The sequence below is a fragment of the Ralstonia sp. 24A2 genome, assembly GCF_051783885.1.
GTDB lineage: Bacteria > Pseudomonadota > Gammaproteobacteria > Burkholderiales > Burkholderiaceae > Ralstonia.
This window is the reverse complement of the sequence record NZ_JBPVZD010000002.1, coordinates 2,602,993-2,618,775: the sequence shown is the minus strand read 5'-3', so window position 1 is coordinate 2,618,775 and position 15,783 is coordinate 2,602,993. Positions and strand designations below refer to the sequence as shown.

Genomic DNA, 15,783 nt, shown 5'->3' with positions numbered 1-15,783 from the left:
TTGGCTCCCGCCTGCCCGTGTTACCTCCGTTCTCTCTCGACCTTGGGGCAGGCGTTTTTTTTCTTATCCGATTGTTTTTTGAGAGACGGAACGATCAACGGCAAGGACGCCGTGTATCGCTCCGACGACAAGGGTGCCAACTGGACCCGCATCGACGACGCGCACCGGTACGGCGGCGTCAGAACACCTTGATGATCCGAATCTGCGTGAGGTCCCCGGCCTTGGCGTTGTGCGACGCGACTGTTCGCATGTATTGGATCGTGACCGCCGCATCGATACCAGGCACCTTCGTCGTGAAGAAACCACCGGCGTTGACCGTGCGATAGCGGATGGTGCCCCACGGATTGTTCGAATCGCTCTGGTATTGCTGCACGAAAACGGTGTGCAGCCCGAATACGCCAATTGCGCTCAAGGTGTAGACCGTGTCGCGCATGATGAGCGGTGGTTCAGCCGGATTCCGATCGAGATCGCGCTTGATCTCATCAGCGGCCTGGCGCTGGCCACCATCGCACGCTTGATTGCGAACGAGGCGGCGGATAATCACCCTGAGTGGGTTGTCGCCATGTTGCCAAATGCGCCGAGCGTGCCCGAGGAAGACGTCAGCCGAATTGCTTTTGCACCGATACAACCGCTTGCTATTGCAGAGGACTCGCTTGTGGCGAGAGCGAGTGCTCGGGCGCTTGCGCGTGCTGAGCCGGCCTAGCGCAGTTGTCTCGTGCAGGTGTCTAGAGTCACTCAACCCCTGAACCGGTGCCCCACGATCCACAGGTGTTCCTGGTGGCGTTGCTTGGACAACTTTGAACTCTCGGTTCGCTTAACTTTGAACCACCCCCAGATGATCGACGGTAATCATGAGCGTCCGATCTCCCAGGTCTGTCTGGGCATGCAGCCCTAGGCGCGCCCGTAGAACGCGGTCAAGCATGCATTGCAGCTGACAAAGATCTGGGTGATTCGCGTGCAGTAACTGATTCATGACATCGTGCGTGAATGCGATCGTGAGCGTTCTCACACGCCAGATGCGGCTGTCGAGTTCAGGTACCTGCCAGTTTGCTGTCAGCACACTCGGACCAGAGTTCCAGGTCCGCACATCCTGCCCGGTAATTTCATCGAGCACCGGCTTGGTAAACGCGATAAGGTCGAGCATCACGGATCTCCATGACCTACATCGCGAGTCGGAGCATCGACGGGCAAGCGTCCGTGTGCGGAACAGGCGAGGATGGCAGCGTGCAGGGCTTGATCCAGCGTAGGGGGGCGCCACCGAGTGCTGTGATCACAGGTGCGGGTAAAAATGCTCGTACCAACGGATGCAAGATCCGGCGCGCCATTGTTGGTGCCCCACTGTACTCCCATAACAGCACGACGACGTCACTATCTTCCGAAGTACCGCAAACATGCTGTTCGCGCTCAGGGGAGAGGCAGGTGAACGCAAGAGGCAAAGGCGAACCAGGCACTGTCGGGGCGTGTCGTTCAAAACAGCTACCTATGGCGGTACCCGCAGCGTGCGCTGTATGTCGGGCGCGAGGCCATATGCGGGGACGAAAAAAAACCCCGCGTGGCGGGGTTTCTTATTACGGGCGAGATGGATCAGATCGCTGTAATCTTGGTCGCGACGGGGCCCTTCTGGCCTACGCCTGACACAAAGCTGACCTTCTGCCCCTCTTGAAGCGACTTGAACCCATTGCCCTGAACCTCAGAGAAATGAGCAAACAGATCGTTGCCGCCCGCGTCAGGGGTGATGAAGCCGAAGCCCTTGGAGTCGTTGAACCACTTTACGATACCGGTTTCCATGTTGGATGCCTTAAACGTTCTGGATGAGCCCATGCTCACCAGGCATGACAATCAAAGAAGGAACAGAGAGAAAAAGGTGTCGCTTGGCGTGACAACCCAAAACATCGGAGTAACTGCTTGAAAAGCCTGCGGCACGAGGTGTACCGGTATCGCAAGGTTCTGTCAAGGATAAGGGCGATCATCCCCGAAATAACGCCTGGATGTGGATGGGGCCGCTCTTTTCTAGCACCTCATGTTGTGTGTACGTTGCTGCCGCTGCACATCAAAGAAGGCCGGTACCGCTCGATGGATACGCGCGAGGCAAGTCATTGAGGCTCGCACGAAGCCATGGTGGCGAGAAGCTGTTACCATGCGCCACCTTAGCCCGTTCTTCGAATTGATCGGGCCGGGTGCCGAGCAAGACAACACAACAAGCGCCAGCCACCCGTCGGGCGTACACCCGAATCACCCTGGGCCGCGCAGCCCATCACCTACCTGACCGGCGGTTTATCCGCTCCGTATGCGGCGCGCATGTACTAGGCGTGCCAGCCTGCGCAAGTGCGGTCACCTCGTTGCCAATGGTTTGCGTCATGCATCTGAATGCGTGACACGCCGACATTGGCTTTACCCATCGTGGCGTTCGTCAGCAGCAAGAAGTGGCCTGCCCACACCTGCCATCAGCCTTCGCCCGAAACCTAGCAGTCTATTGAACCAAGTCCCTTCCCCCTACACGGTGTCCGTGTATCCGATCGAGCAAGAGCCAGGCGTCTGGTTTGCCACCTATCTCATCAATGAGTACAGCGATGGCGTGGAGCGCATCCTCGCCAACGTCTCGATGCGCCACAGCGTACATCGCACAGAAGCACTCGCAAGAAATGCAGCCCGGCTTGCAGGAAGAGCCGCCATCGCACGTCTGGCACCTCGTCACAACAACTGAACCATGCAAGCCGCCTCGGGTGGCTTTTCCGCTTGCTGCAACGGCAGGCGTCCCCCCAGAATCAACGAAAAGGAAATCACCATGTCTGTTAGCGATGAATGGGAAGAGCTGCACCTCACGCCCGACGGTTGGAAAGATGGCAGCTACCGGCACGAGCCCGGTGATGCCGTCATCATCGCGCCGCCGGCCAATGATGTACTGACGGTGCGCAGGCATGTGGCGGCCGTGTACGGCGGCCCGTCGCGCGTGACAGAAGACAGAACACCGCGCACCGATGACATGAGCCAGATCGAGCAATTGCTGTTGAAGTATGGTGCTCCTGTCTTTGGCGTTTAGACCGAAGACGAAACGGACGAATGCCCGCGCGCTATATCGGGTCCACGTTATTCGAGAGAGGAATTGGCATGACACTCTGCCGCGCTTGCCTAGCCATTGAAGTCGGTCGACTTGGTGTGTCAGGCCATGCTTCCCTAAGGATCACCGACACACAACGCATCAAAGTATCTAAGGCCGCGGCCGTCACAGTGAGCACGTTCACATGCCGCACGTGCGGCGCGGGCTGGACCTATCGCGAAGGGAAAAACGTGCCTAACCCAGGATGGTCGCTTGATCAGTAGGTGTCTTCATTGGCTTGCTAGCTTCTGCCGTCTTAGCTGACGCCTTGTGAAACGTTTGACGGCGCGTCAGGCAACTACGCCAGGAGTGCAACACCGTGCATCGCCGTGCCTCTTTCGCTCAGCGGGCTCGGCCTATTCTCTTGAGGCTGTTCTCCTCGCTGCCACTGCCTGCGATCCACGGCATCGGATGCGCGTTCGGTCGGAGCGGCTATGGCATACCGAATAGATATCGCCGCCATGTTCAGGGCAATGCCGCGCAGGCTGGATTCAAAGCGCCCCGCTTTGCACGGCGGGCAGCAGCAGAAACCGGTGCAACGATGAGCAAACTGGCACGCGTCTGGTTCCAGAGCGATGCGTGCATGCGCCAGCTGTTCCTATGGGCACTGTATAGGCGGATTTCGTACTTTTCCTCATCGACTGCACCGATTGTGTCTGCGCTCTAGTCGAAAGAGGCAAGCTTCGTGTAGCCGGCAGCGGCTCGCAGCATCGCGACGCATCTTCGACACGCCGTCGCGCACGCGCATTGTCGCAGCTCATCGCTCAAGTGCGCGCAAAAGTCGCACATGTCAGCACATCGGCGCTGTAAGGCGGATGTGAAACAACCGTCTCGCTCAATGACTGCGCAAGAATGCATGCAGGTGTTCGCGCATTGCAAATCAAAGCAGGCCTACCAGGAGGAAATCCAGTTAGCGTGATGTGGAGCACAAGCTACGGAGTTGGCTTGGCGGCAGGTTTTGCTGTGTCCGGATAGTTCCGTAATCTGCGCTCGGCTACAAGTCGCCGATGAGGGCAGGAACGATAGTTACGGAGAGTCGCGCGCGAATGCTCGGCGCAAGAAGACCAAGATCACGTAGTGCCCGTCGGTGAGTCGTCCGGTTAGCTTTCGCAATCGATTCGAGCGTGGCCAAGCCCATGCTCGCAACTCAGCGTTCTAGCGTGGCGCCGCCAATCAGTCCGGTTGGCTCAAGATCGTCAGCGGCCAAGCGTAGGTGCCGTCCTTTAGCTTGTTGACCAAGTTGAAGCGGTACGTGAGGGATAAATTGGCCGTTGGCCCGGGGAAGGGCATCGTGACCTTGCCCCCGGTTGCGGGGAGCGTGACAGTCGTCCCCAGGCCGAAGACTTGGATCGACTTGAACAGGGCCTGTTCCGCGGGCGCAACTTGGAACACCAGTGTGTAGCCAGCGTGGTCGTTCGTCTTAATCGTCAGTTGCGTACCGCTGGGGTTACTGCCGTTCGGCACGCTCACATAGCCCTGGTTAACGTCCTTGTTGGCGATGATGAGCTGGCCCGGCTGTGTTGCTGTCAGATGCGCGTAAGGCTGCACCGTGGCGCCGACGGCGATGTGGCTCGTGGCGACGTGTGGTGCCTTGGCCGGTGCCTGGGCAGCCGGCGCAGATTGCCACGAGAACGCCAGCACGATGCCGCAGACGCAGGGCAAGCTCGCCTTGCCGATCGGTTCGAGGCACCAGCGGGCGGGGAGTTTGTCGATCCGTTCCATGATCTTCCTTCCTTTCAAGCTGCGTGAGCCCCGGCCGCCCGATGGCATTGGCGCCGGACACGTGTCATGTCATTGGTAGGTTAGTGTGACTGTGATCGGCACTGTGGTTGCGTAGCTGCCCGGCACCACGTTCTGCCCGCCGTTGATCTTGCCGTAGATGGTGAGGTTGACCGTGCCTTGCTGTTTGGTCACCGTCCCGGTGAGCGTGACCGTTCCGTCGCCGTTGCCGTCGCCCCAGATGCTGGTGTCAGCGGACGTGGTGTATAGGTTGTACGCAATGACATTGCTGCCCGTGAGCAACTGCCGGTTGGCATAGGTGCCAGAGCCCGCGCTGGCGGTTAGCGTGTAGCTGATCGAATTGCTGCCGGCCCACGCACCGCACGTGATGGTGACGGTTGTCGTGCCGGTGAGGTTGCTTAAAGTGTTGTAGGCCCCAAAGCTGAGCGCGTTGGCGGTGACGGTGCAGCTTACGGCCAGCGCGTCAGGCGCCCATGACGCCAGCGCAGCCAGTGCCACGCCCGCCAGCAGGGTCCGGGCTGATGCGCGCCGCGGCCGCATCGCATTTGGAAAGCGTGTCATGGCTGGACTCCCTTGCAAACGAAGATGCCGAGATCGGGTAGCGGCTGTGCGCCGGTTGGAAATGGCACGGTGATATCGCAGTCCTGGCCGCGCCAGCTCGCGCGCAGACGGTTCTGCGCCGCCAGACCAGTCAGGTAGACCACGCCGTCGTTGCCGACCGGGAAGGTCTCGTTCTGCCCGGCGATCTGCACGGTGGCGCCGGCGGGCAGGTCGCTGCCGTTCTCCAGCTTGAGCGTGAGCAGTGCGTCGTGCGCGTGCGTGACCGGAAACTGCAGAACCATGCCGCTGCGGAAGTACGGCACGGCATCCAGCGACAACGTGCCCACCTTGGCGTCGAAGGGCAGGTCCAACTGCTCCAGCGAGATCGCGTTCTTTTCGTACGCACGCAACCGCGGGATAAGCGCTTCGCCGCTTGCGTCGGTCTTGGCCACCAGTTGGTTGTCAGCGTAGATCCCCACGTTGGGGAAATCGGGCACCTTGACCACGGCAAAGCTGTCGGTGATGCGGCGGGTCGGATGAAACCCGTCCAGCACCGCGATGCCACCCGAGGCGCCGATACGCACCCCCGCCTGCCCGCCGTTGCCAGCGCCTTCCAACAGGTAAGTGCCGACGCGGTTCTGCGCGTTCAGGGCAACGTCCCACGTGCCGAGCTGGCTGGCGCGCACGCTGTAGCCAACACCATCGCCGGGCGGCAGCCCCTGCTGCATTTGCGCTTGCACATCGGTGCGGCCCTGCTGCTTGGTCACGTTGACGGAGGTGGTGGTGCGCTCGCCCAGCGGCAACGTCCAGTTCAGGCCGACGATCAGCCCGCCGGTCTGATGCAATGTCTTGGAGATGGCCAGGCTCACGAAACCGAAGCGCCCCAGCTCTGTGCCATAGCTGATCGAGGCGAGCTGGCTCGGTTGGCCATCGCGGTTGTCCAGATACACATAAGCCAGCCCCAGCGAGCCGTTGCCCGGCAGTGCCATGCCCACATTTACGCTGCTCAGCAGGCGCGGTGCGGGCAGGCCTGGTTCGAGCCCGAGTTGTGTGAAGTGCGGGCTGGCGAACTGCGTATGCACGCCCAGGCTGATCGGGCTTGCCTGCCGTTCGAGCCCGAACGAGACGAGGCCACCGTGTCCTTGCTGCCCACGGCTGGCGGCGCCCGCCACGCTGAAGACGCCGACCGGCGGCACCAGCATCACCGTGCCCAGGCCGAGGGTCTGGCGTTCGCGCTGCGCTTCTGCGTGCACTTCGCCCGTCAGCCAATCTGTGAATCCGAAGCGATGGGTCGCGGCGGCGAAGGCGCGGCCGTAATCGTTGCTGTCGGTGCCGAAGTTCGTGCGCTCGGCGCCGGCCTCATACGAGAAATCTTGCAGCCCCTTGGCAAGCAGGCTGGCGCTTGCGTAGAACGGCACGCTGATCACCTGTTCGCGGCCCAACAGGTCGCGCACGACAACGCGCACGTCACCTTGGCCGGTGACCACCGGTACGTTGGTGATCGAGAACGGCCCCGGCGCGACTTCCTTGCGCGAACTCAGCACGTTGTTGACGTAGACGTCCACCGTTGACGGCAACGCAGCCTGCCCGCCGATGCTCTGCAGCGGCAGTGCGACAAAGCCGGGCTGGACAGCAAAGTTGGTGCCGTACTGAATGCCGCCAAAGCGCACGCTGCGGCCCCACGCGCCCGCGCGGCTGATCGCATCGCCCACGCGCACGCTGGTGAGCTGGTCGGGGAGGTCCTTGGTCCACGTGCTCTCCAGCCGGATGAGGTGGTGGGTGTTGTCTCCGCTATTGCCGCTGTTGGCTACGAAGCTGGTGACGCCCGTGCCAAAGCCGTTGAAGACGCCGGCTTCGAACAGTCCGGTGGCGTGGGTCTGGCCGGTGGCGTGTTCTGCGAGCAGGTCGTAGTTGAGGAAGCCGCCGAGGCTGGGCCTGGCTGCGAGTGCGGTGGGCTTGTTCGTGTCGTCGAATGCGTTGGGCAGGAACGCCTGCGCCGGCGCCGTGACCGCGATGGTCAGGTGGGCCTCATCCAACTGGTATGACAGCCCGGCAATGGCCTTGAGCGGGTAGAACGCCTCGTTATTGTGGGCGAGCGGTGTCACCTCAGGCTGGCGCAGACGCCAGCGCTTGAGGTCTTCCGCCGAGGCGTACAGCTCGCCGCCCTTGGTTTTGAGCAGCAGCACCGTGTCATCCAAGCCCTGCTGGTTGAGGTCGAGCTGTAGCAGCAGCTCGGCAATGTCGCCACCAGCGCTGGCGCCGGTGCGGCTGGGCGCCGGTGCGCTCGGTGCGCGCGGCGCATCGTTTGCGAGTGCCATGCCTGCTCCCGATAGGGCGGTTGCCAAGATCGCCAGGGCGGTGATCGCCTTAGCGGGTCTCGGGCGCCAGGGCCGAATCGATGTCGCCGGCATCGGAGTACGCCTTCAGACGCAGTGCGCCGCCTGTGACTGCCGGTGCGCCGGGAGTGCGCTGGAGCAACAGGCGCCGCGTTTGCCCAGGCAGGACATAGGCGAATTCGGGGTGCGTGGCGACTGGCCGCTCAGTCCCGGCCGCAGTAACGACGAGGTTGGCCACCTGCGCATGCGCCGTGCCTTCGTTGCTGACCGTCAGTGCCAGCGCGCCATCCGGTTGCGTCTCGGCTCGCCACTTGAGTTGCGGTGCTGCGGGAACGCGTGGCTTGGCAAACACGGGCAGGCGCATTTCGAGCGCGATCTGCACGCCGGCGAAGCCCGGCTTGGGCGGCGGCGGCACTTCGCGCAGGAAGAGGCGATAGCACACTTCGCGATCGTCGGTGGGCGGGTGGCGCAGGCCAACGCGGATGACCTGCGTGGCCCCCGGCGCTAGGGTGAATATGGGCGGTGTGGCCAGCAGGTCCTGCGCCGGGGCGTACGCGTCTTCGCCGCCGTTTTGCGTCCATGCCATGGTGCGCAGTTCCACCACCACGGATTCGTCGGTCATTTCGTTCTTCACCGTCAGCGCGGCACTGGGGCGCTGCTGAGAGAGTTCGACCCGCACGGGGGTGACGGTGAAGTTCGCGGCCTGCGGGAGCGTGCACGCCAAGGCGAGGCCCGCGCCCGCCACCCCCATGGCGAGTCGGCGCAGACGTTGTCGGATGGATAGGATTGACATGGTTCCTCCGCCAGATCTTGTGTTGTGTCGAGCCGCGCTCGGGCCCGGGCAGCGGCCCGGAGCCCTACGCCGGCGTTAGTACGTCACCGTCACCGTCACGGTGTCGGCGTAGTTGCCCGGCACGGTGTTCGGCTGGCTTGGGATCAGGCCATAGACGGTCTTGGTGATGGCGTTGCCGGCTGCCATGCCTGCACCCGTTCCCGCCACGGTGTTGGTGCCGACCGTGTTCCCCCAGACCGAGGTGTGGCCCGTGTCCTGGTAGAGCGAGTACGTGAGTGTGTTGGCGCCGCTGGTCATGACGCGGCTGGCCACTGTCGCGCCTGTGCCGGTGCCGGCATTCAGCCCGATGTTGAACGGCGTGGTGTTGGTGCAATTGACGCTGATCGACGAGGTCGATGCCTGCGCGCCCTGGCTCGGATCGAAGGCAGCAAAGGTCAACGCGCTGGCCGAATTGATGACGCAGGTGGCGTTGACGGTGGCCGAGACGCCGAAGGTCGTGGTGGTGGTCGCAGCCGAAGCTGCCGCCGCCGTCAGACCCAGCGCCATGGCCACGAGGGCCTTGATGGCAGATGTTTGCATGATGGTTCCCCCAATGGGTGTTGTTTGTGTTGGTGGTCAGCTCAGTACGTCACGGTCACCGTCACGGTGTCGGCGTAGCTGCCCGGCACGGTGTTCGGCTGGCTCGGAATCAGGCCATAGACCGTCTTGGTGATGGCATTGGCGGGTGCCATGCCAGCCCCCGTGCCTGCCACGGTGTTGGTGCCAACCGTGTTGCCCCAGACCGAGGTGTGGCCCGAATCCTGGAACAGCGAATAGGTGAGCGTGTTGCCACCGCTGGTCATGACGCGGCTGGCCACCGTGGCACTGGGCCCGGCGCCGGCATCGAGGCTGATGTTGAACGGCGTGGTATTGCTGCAGTTCACGCTGATCGACGAGGTCGATGCCTGCGCGCCCTGGCTCGGGTCGAAGGCCGCGAAGGCCAACGCGCTGGCCGAATTGATGATGCAGATGGCATTGACCGTGGTTGACACGCCAAACGACGAAGTGGTCGACGCGGCAGACGCGACCATAGCGGTCAAGCACAGCGCGGCCGCCAGGGCGGTTTTGAGTGCAAGTGCTTTCATGTTGGAACTCCTTGAAAAATGGACTCGGTGCCCGGCCGGTCATGCGTGAAAAGGACGAGCAACCCAACTGGAAACAGGATGTGGTCTGGTTCGCGGTGGTTGGCCTCCTCTCGATGTCGGATACACGATCGGCACGCGCCCGAAAGACGCGCGAATGCTCCCCGCGTGCCTGGCGCTCGCGGCGGCAAAGCACGTGGTTATTGCGCGGTTGGCGCGGGGGCTAGAGCCTGTGGTGCGGATGGATGCGCGCGGGCCCCGCAAGGTTGCGGAGCCAGGCCCGGCTGGGCCTTCGTGCTGGCGATGGCGTTGACATGGTGACTCCCCCGGTGTTGCTTCTAGGTATGACAGCCGGCGGTATCGCGATCGTATGTCGGCGTCCAACTGCAACTGCGTGGCCGCCACCGATGCTTTCCGGCAATTTTTCTATCCGGCAATCTTGCTTCGCTGCCGTGCCAGCCATTGAGCAATATGCGGGCCATATGCCGGGACGCCTTGCCCCACCAGGGTTTGAGCGTTCTGAATAGAGTGCCGGACGCAATGGCGATCCGAATTTGTCTCAGTCTTGAATCAATTCCCTGCATCGCACATAGCATGGGATGCGAGCAAACCCCGTCGCTGTCGCTTATCCAGTCACGTGTAGCGGTCGGAAGGGTGCGTACTCGCGCGAGCGGGCGGTCGCTTTTTGCGGGAAACGCGTCGAGATTGTTAGGGTGATGAAACGCCTATTCAGTCGGTGGGCCTGAGCGGAGTCACACTGACGTCGCTGACCCAGGTCGACAAGCTTGGCTTCCCAGTGGGGCTGTTCTCGGACCCCGGTGAGCACCGTCGGCCTTCATTCGGGTTGCGGGGATTGTCCGGGCCTTGTTGTGAACGTCAAACTCATTGGCCGTCGTGTCGCACCTTGCCAAGAGGAAGTGGCAAGCACGAGGTATTCGATCTCACTGGTGACTTCGTCGCGTTGATGCGCATTCCCTGGCATGGACGCTCGGCCCGTACATGGCCCGTACATGATTGGAAAATGACACCTGAAAGTTTGCGACTGTTTACCTGAAAACGTGTGTGGCAATTGGCCTGCCCAGAGGGATTCGAACCCCCGACCGTCGGCTTAGAAGGCCGATGCTCTATCCAACTGAGCTATGGGCAGATGTGTGCGCTGCCCAGGCAGGTTAGCGACGAACGGCCTCCGGATGCCTGGGAGGCCGCGATTCTAACAGATGGCGGATGCCGAAAACCGCGGCGCGCTAGCGCTGGGGCGGGATTTCCGGCGGTACTTCGCCGGGCGGCAGTTCGATCGGCGGCGTCAGCGGTTCCGGGTCATGGACAGGGTCGTGAGACGGCTCGTCCGGGGGCGGCATCTCGGGTGGTGGATGTGGCGGAGGCTCGTGCGGTGTTGGCGGCGTAATGTGCGCGCGCAAGCTCAATTCGGGCTGGGCGGAATGCATGGATGGCTCCGTGACAGTGCAATAAGGTCGGTTTGGCCCCAATCGGTCCGCAAGCGTCGTTCCCACGCATCATCCAAATGGAGATACCTAAAATACATACCCCCCATTAGGGGGATTCTTTGATACATTTCGTGGCGTCGGGTAGTGCCATAACAAGTAACGATTCAACTCGAAATTCCGCGCAACGACGTGGAACGCTGTGCCTACACACGCCAAAGGGCGTGACGGATGTCTTTTTCGGTTCCGACCAGACGGGAAATGGGAGTCTTGTTTGGGCAGCCTTGGGAAGCTGCTGTGTTTCGCCGGCAACAGGGAGCCAGGCGAGGCGTCAGCCATGGGGCAGGGAGGAAACGAAGAATGAGTACACGTCACGCACGACGCCCGGCAGGGACGTCACGATCCATGTATGTCCGCAACGCGCAGAGTGGGCGCATTGGCGACCGCTCCAACGCCGCGGGTCACCGCCTGCCACCCAGTGGCGTGCCGCGCCTGCTGCTGTGGCTGCTGGCCGCGACGATTCTCTTTGCCGCGGCGAACTACATGTTCAAGCTGCTCGGCTGAAACCGACGCGGCTTACAACACCTTCCCCGGATTCATCAGGCCGCGCGGGTCCAGTGCCTGCTTGATCGCGTGCATGGCCGCCAGCTCGACCGCACTCTTGTAGCGTGCGTTGTCTTCTCGCTTGAGTTGGCCGATGCCGTGCTCGGCTGAGATCGAGCCGCCGTGCGCATGCACGCTGTCATGCACGATGCGGTTGATGCCGTCCTGATGCGCCAGGAAAGCCTCATGCGCATGCCCTTCGGGCGGTGACACGTTGTAGTGCAGATTGCCGTCGCCGAGGTGGCCAAAGGTCACCATGCGGATGTCGGGGTAGGCGGCGGCCAGCGCGCGGTCGGTCACGTCGATGAAGTCTGCGATGCGCGAGATCGGCACGCCAATGTCGTGCTTGATGTTCTTGCCTTCGTCGGCCTGGGCCAGCGGGATGTGCTCGCGCAGGTTCCAGAAGTCGCGCGATTGCGCCATCGATTCCGCCACCGCTGCATCGTCGATCACGCCGCGGGCCAGTGCGTCTTCCATCAGCGCCTCGAATAGCGCACGGGCGTGTTCTTCGCTCTCCAGGTCGGACAGTTCCAGCAGCACGTACTGCGGATACGCCTGCGCAAACGGCACACGCAACTGCGGATAGTGCTTGCGCACCAACGCCAGACAGAACGCCGACATCAACTCGAAACCCGTCAGCAGCGTGCCCGAATGGCTTTGTGCGAGCGACAGGAAGGTCAGCGCCTGACGCGGCGATTGCAGTGCCGCCAGCGCCGTCACCTTGGCGCGCGGCTGCGGAAACAGCTTCAGCGTTGCCCCGGTGATGATGCCGAGCGTGCCTTCCGCGCCGATCAACAGATCGCGCAGGTCATAGCCGGTATTGTCCTTGCGCAGGCCGCGCAGGCCGTTCCATAGCTCGCCGTTTGGCAGCACGGCTTCTACCCCCAGGCACAGCTCGCGCGCGTTGCCGTAGCGCAGGACGGCCGTGCCGCCCGCGTTGGTCGCCAGGTTGCCGCCGATGGTGCAACTGCCTTCGGCGGCCAGGCTTAGCGGGAACAGGCGATCGGCCGCGGCTGCGGCCTGCTGCACGTTGGCCAGAATGCAGCCGGCATCCACGGTGATGGTGTTGTTGATCGGGTCCACCGCACGTACCCGCTGCATGCGCTGCACCGAGATGACGACCGCGTTGCCTTCCATGTCAGGCGTAGCGCCGCCGCACAGGCCGGTGTTACCGCCTTGCGGGACCATCGGCACCGCATGCTCACCGCACAGCCGCACCAGCGCCGCCACCTGCAAAGCATCGGCCGGACGCAGCACCGCACGGGCGCGGCCAGTGAAACGCTTGCGCCAATCGGTCAGATAGGGTGCCTGGTCTTCCGGCGTTGTCAGGACATACGTGGCGCCGATGGCGTCAACGCAGGCTTGCAGAAACGCATCGTGGGTCATGGCAGGTCAGGTGTTCTGTTTGGCGTGTGCCTTGGCTGCACGCTTGAACGGACGGAGGTAGAAAATCGTCGCGAAGAAGAACGTCACGCTGAGCACAACCTCCACCCACGCCAGTGATCGCGACAGGCCGGCATCGGATGTTGCGCGCACGATGCCCTCGGTAAAGAACAGCAGGATGAACATCGACGCCCACTGCATCGTGTAGCGGTTCCTGCGTAGTACGCCGGGCAGCGGCCATGCTAGCAACAGTGCCTTGAGCGCGAGCCACGAGCCGCCCGGGCGCACCGGCGCGAGCCACAGTTCCCACGCGGCACATAGCACGATCAGCGTGACCAGGCTGCAGACACTCAGCACATACAGCGCCCGGGATTCGACGACGGGGTGATCGGCGAGGGTCATGCTGCGAGCTTCAGGGCAGTCTGTGCAAGCCGGCGGCCCATGGCCGTAGCGAGCGTGCGTTCGTGGGCGGTGAGCGGTGCAGTGTCGCCACGATGCGCGACGTGCGACGGTCCATAGGGCGTGCCGCCGGCATCGGTGGAAAGCAACTCGCTCTGCTGATACGGCAGGCCAAGGATGACCATGCCATGGTGCAGCAGCGGCAGCATCATCGAGAGCAGGGTGGTTTCCTGCCCACCGTGCATGCTGCCCGTGGAGGTGAACACGCAGGCAGGCTTGCCGGCCAGTGCGCCCGACAGCCATTGCGGCGTGGTGCCATCCAGAAAGTACTTGAGCGGGGCGGCCATGTTGCCGAAACGTGTGGGCGAGCCCAGCGCCAGGCCAACGCATTCTTCCAGGTCGTGCACTTCCACATAGGGCGGGCCACCATTGGGCACGTCGGGCTGCGTGGCTTCACATACGGTGGAGACGGCAGGCACGGTGCGTACACGCGCCTGGGCGCCGTCCACGCTTTCAATGCCTTGCGCGATGGCTTCGGCCAACGCACGGGTGCTGCCATGACGGCTGTAGTACAGGACCAGGATATCTTTCATAACAAAGCGTTGAGAGCGTCGCGGTATTATAGTTGCGCCCCCCATCTCCCTCATTGGCCTTGCGCCGCCTCATTCTTCATGCTTTTTGATCTCCGTGCGCTTCGTCAATGGAATGCCGCCAAGCTGCGTGCGCTGTCGCGTTATGCGCTGCGCCGGGCGGGCGAAGACAGCCTGCCGCAGGTGGCCGGCAGCCTGACGTTCACGACGGTGCTCTCGGTGGTGCCGATCCTGACGGTGGCGTTTGCGCTGTTCACGGCGTTTCCGATGTTCAAGAGCTTTCGTGCGGACATCGAAGGCTATATGTTCAGCAACCTCGTGCCCGGCAACATCAGCCGGCCGATCCTCACGTATCTGAACCAGTTCTCCACCAACGCCAAGGGGCTGACGGCTGCTGGCCTGATCGGTTTAGTGGTGACGTCGGTCATGACCATGCTGACGGTCGAGAACGCGCTCAACGCCATCTGGCGCGTGCGTCAACGCCGGCCGCTGGCGCAGCGTGTGCTCGTGTTCTGGGCGTTGGTGACGTTTGGTCCGGTGCTGATCGGTGCGAGCCTGTCGGTGAGCTCGTACATGGTGTCAATTTCGGCGGGCTATGTGCACAAGCTGCCGTTCGGCCTGGGCGTGATTGTGGGTGTGGTGCCGATCCTGCTGTCGGCAATTGCGTTTGCGATGCTTTATGTCTTTGTGCCGAACACCTATGTGGCGCGGCGTGATGCGTTTCTTGCGGGGCTCATTGCCGCCGTGGCGTTTGAAGTCGCCAAGCGCATCTTTGGTTCCTATGTGGCGCACATTCCCACGTACACCGCCGTCTATGGCGCTTTTGCCACGTTGCCGATTTTTCTGACGTGGATCTATGTGAGCTGGCTGGTGACGCTGCTTGGCGCGACCATTGCATCGACGTTGCCGATCATCCGCCAGGGCTACTGGCAGCGGCGTACGTTTCCGGGCAGCGAGTTCTTTGATGCGTTGGGTGTTCTGCTGCTGCTGTACCGCGCACGCGAACAGGCGCCGCGTACGGTGGCTGAACTCGAAATCGGCCGGCGTCTGCAACTGGAGGCGGAGTACCTCGCCGACCTGTTGGCCAAACTCAAGTCACTGCACCTGGTCGGCAAGCTGCAACAGGATCGCAGCGAAGCGCACTGGGCAATGCTGTGCGATGCGCACACGACTACGCTGCGGCCGCTCTATGAACGGCTGGTGCTGAACTTGCCGCGACTGCCGCGCACGTCGCTGGCGCGTCATCTGGGCGATACCCACGCGCTGGCTGCTCAACTGCACAATCCCGCGCTCGATAGCACGCTGGAGAGCGTGTTCGCCACCGGTGAACGTGGCTTGGCGGCCGCTACGCAGGCGGCCTCCGCACCGGCGTCGGCGTCGGCAATGCCTGCCGCCGCCCGCGCCTGATCGGTCAGAACGGGATCTTCCCCGTCCAGATGTCGCGGTACATCACCCAGTCGCCCATCAGGCTGTAGAAGGGGTGACGGAAGGTGGCGGGCCGGTTTTTCTCAAAGCCGAAGTGCCCGACCCACGCGAACGCATAACCGCTGACTGCCGCTCCGAGCAGCCACCACAGGTCACCCGTAAAAAGCAGCAGGATCAGGCACACCAGGGCAACACTCGACCCCGCGAAATGCAGGCGCCGGCAGGTGCGGTCCTGGTGCTCGCCCAGATAGAACGGATAGAACTCGGCGAAGCTGCCGAAGGTGGGGGGCTCGGTGGTGGCCATGGTGCGTCTC

The 15,783-nt window shown here is 62.7% G+C and carries 17 protein-coding genes and 1 tRNA gene; 4 read left to right on the top strand and 14 right to left on the bottom strand.

Annotated features, from left to right (window positions below):
- Positions 1-178 precede the first annotated feature (178 nt).
- The 3 genes from ACS13N_RS17100 to ACS13N_RS17090 all read right to left on the bottom strand — a co-directional run bounded on the left by ACS13N_RS17100 (position 179) and on the right by ACS13N_RS17090 (position 1,788).
- On the bottom strand, positions 179-544 hold the full coding sequence (locus ACS13N_RS17100; protein ID WP_438932733.1) for a hypothetical protein: 366 nt from the start codon (positions 542-544) through the stop codon (positions 179-181).
- 270 nt (positions 545-814) lie between these two features.
- Complete coding sequence (locus ACS13N_RS17095) at positions 815-1,144, bottom strand: hypothetical protein (protein ID WP_438932732.1); 330 nt, start codon at positions 1,142-1,144, stop codon at positions 815-817.
- 440 nt (positions 1,145-1,584) lie between these two features.
- Positions 1,585-1,788 carry a cold-shock protein gene (locus tag ACS13N_RS17090; protein WP_252682127.1) on the bottom strand — a complete coding sequence of 68 codons (204 nt, stop codon included), beginning with the start codon at positions 1,786-1,788 and terminating at the stop codon, positions 1,585-1,587.
- A 685-nt stretch (positions 1,789-2,473) separates the two neighbouring features.
- On the opposite strand from ACS13N_RS17090, the gene ACS13N_RS17085 reads away from it, so the two are divergent.
- The gene (locus ACS13N_RS17085; RefSeq protein ID WP_438932731.1) at positions 2,474-2,704 is read left to right on the top strand and encodes an isochorismatase; all 231 of its coding nucleotides are present in this window, start codon (positions 2,474-2,476) and stop codon (positions 2,702-2,704) included.
- An 81-nt stretch (positions 2,705-2,785) separates the two neighbouring features.
- The gene (locus ACS13N_RS17080; protein WP_438932730.1) at positions 2,786-3,040 is read left to right on the top strand and encodes a translation initiation factor 1; all 255 of its coding nucleotides are present in this window, start codon (positions 2,786-2,788) and stop codon (positions 3,038-3,040) included.
- Positions 3,041-4,270: 1,230 nt separating this feature from the next.
- Here the strand turns inward: ACS13N_RS17080 and ACS13N_RS17075 are convergent.
- The 7 genes from ACS13N_RS17075 to ACS13N_RS17045 form a co-directional block, all read right to left on the bottom strand.
- Positions 4,271-4,819, bottom strand: coding sequence for a hypothetical protein (locus ACS13N_RS17075; RefSeq protein WP_438932729.1), 549 nt, complete (start codon positions 4,817-4,819; stop codon positions 4,271-4,273).
- 69 nt (positions 4,820-4,888) lie between these two features.
- Positions 4,889-5,398, bottom strand: coding sequence for a spore coat protein U domain-containing protein (locus ACS13N_RS17070; RefSeq protein ID WP_438932728.1), 510 nt, complete (start codon positions 5,396-5,398; stop codon positions 4,889-4,891).
- On the bottom strand, positions 5,395-7,695 hold the full coding sequence (locus ACS13N_RS17065) for a fimbria/pilus outer membrane usher protein (RefSeq protein WP_438932727.1): 2,301 nt from the start codon (positions 7,693-7,695) through the stop codon (positions 5,395-5,397). The genes ACS13N_RS17070 and ACS13N_RS17065 overlap by 4 nt, the downstream gene beginning before the upstream one ends.
- Positions 7,696-7,744: 49 nt before the next feature.
- On the bottom strand, positions 7,745-8,464 hold the full coding sequence (locus tag ACS13N_RS17060) for a fimbrial biogenesis chaperone (protein ID WP_438932878.1): 720 nt from the start codon (positions 8,462-8,464) through the stop codon (positions 7,745-7,747).
- A 117-nt stretch (positions 8,465-8,581) separates the two neighbouring features.
- Positions 8,582-9,085, bottom strand: a complete 504-nt coding sequence (locus tag ACS13N_RS17055) for a Csu type fimbrial protein (protein ID WP_438932726.1) — start codon at positions 9,083-9,085, stop codon at positions 8,582-8,584.
- A 41-nt stretch (positions 9,086-9,126) separates the two neighbouring features.
- Positions 9,127-9,630: a Csu type fimbrial protein gene (locus ACS13N_RS17050; protein WP_438932725.1), complete on the bottom strand. Its 504-nt coding sequence runs from the start codon at positions 9,628-9,630 to the stop codon at positions 9,127-9,129.
- 1,067 nt (positions 9,631-10,697) lie between these two features.
- Positions 10,698-10,774: transfer RNA gene (locus ACS13N_RS17045), tRNA-Arg, on the bottom strand.
- Between the two features lie 655 nt (positions 10,775-11,429).
- On the opposite strand from ACS13N_RS17045, the gene ACS13N_RS17040 reads away from it, so the two are divergent.
- Positions 11,430-11,633 (top strand): hypothetical protein, encoded by a 204-nt coding sequence (locus tag ACS13N_RS17040; RefSeq protein ID WP_438932724.1) that lies wholly within the window; start codon positions 11,430-11,432, stop codon positions 11,631-11,633.
- Between the two features lie 12 nt (positions 11,634-11,645).
- Here ACS13N_RS17040 and ACS13N_RS17035 read toward each other — a convergent pair whose 3' ends face one another.
- The 3 genes from ACS13N_RS17035 to wrbA are packed head-to-tail and all read right to left on the bottom strand — an operon-like array spanning position 11,646 to position 14,047.
- On the bottom strand, positions 11,646-13,058 hold the full coding sequence (locus ACS13N_RS17035; protein ID WP_438932723.1) for an FAD-binding oxidoreductase: 1,413 nt from the start codon (positions 13,056-13,058) through the stop codon (positions 11,646-11,648).
- 6 nt (positions 13,059-13,064) lie between these two features.
- Positions 13,065-13,457, bottom strand: a complete 393-nt coding sequence (locus ACS13N_RS17030; RefSeq protein ID WP_438932722.1) for a DUF2069 domain-containing protein — start codon at positions 13,455-13,457, stop codon at positions 13,065-13,067.
- Complete coding sequence (gene wrbA / locus ACS13N_RS17025; RefSeq protein ID WP_438932721.1) at positions 13,454-14,047, bottom strand: NAD(P)H:quinone oxidoreductase; 594 nt, start codon at positions 14,045-14,047, stop codon at positions 13,454-13,456. Before wrbA ends, ACS13N_RS17030 begins: the two co-directional genes overlap by 4 nt.
- A gap of 78 nt (positions 14,048-14,125) precedes the next feature.
- Between wrbA and ACS13N_RS17020 the strand changes: the two genes are divergently transcribed.
- On the top strand, positions 14,126-15,451 hold the full coding sequence (locus ACS13N_RS17020) for a YihY family inner membrane protein (RefSeq protein ID WP_438932720.1): 1,326 nt from the start codon (positions 14,126-14,128) through the stop codon (positions 15,449-15,451).
- Positions 15,452-15,455: 4 nt separating this feature from the next.
- On the opposite strand, the gene ACS13N_RS17015 is transcribed toward ACS13N_RS17020, so the two are convergent.
- A complete protein-coding gene (locus tag ACS13N_RS17015) occupies positions 15,456-15,773 on the bottom strand; it encodes an Mpo1-like protein (protein WP_438932719.1) in 318 nt (105 codons plus the stop codon).
- Positions 15,774-15,783: the final 10 nt, after the last annotated feature.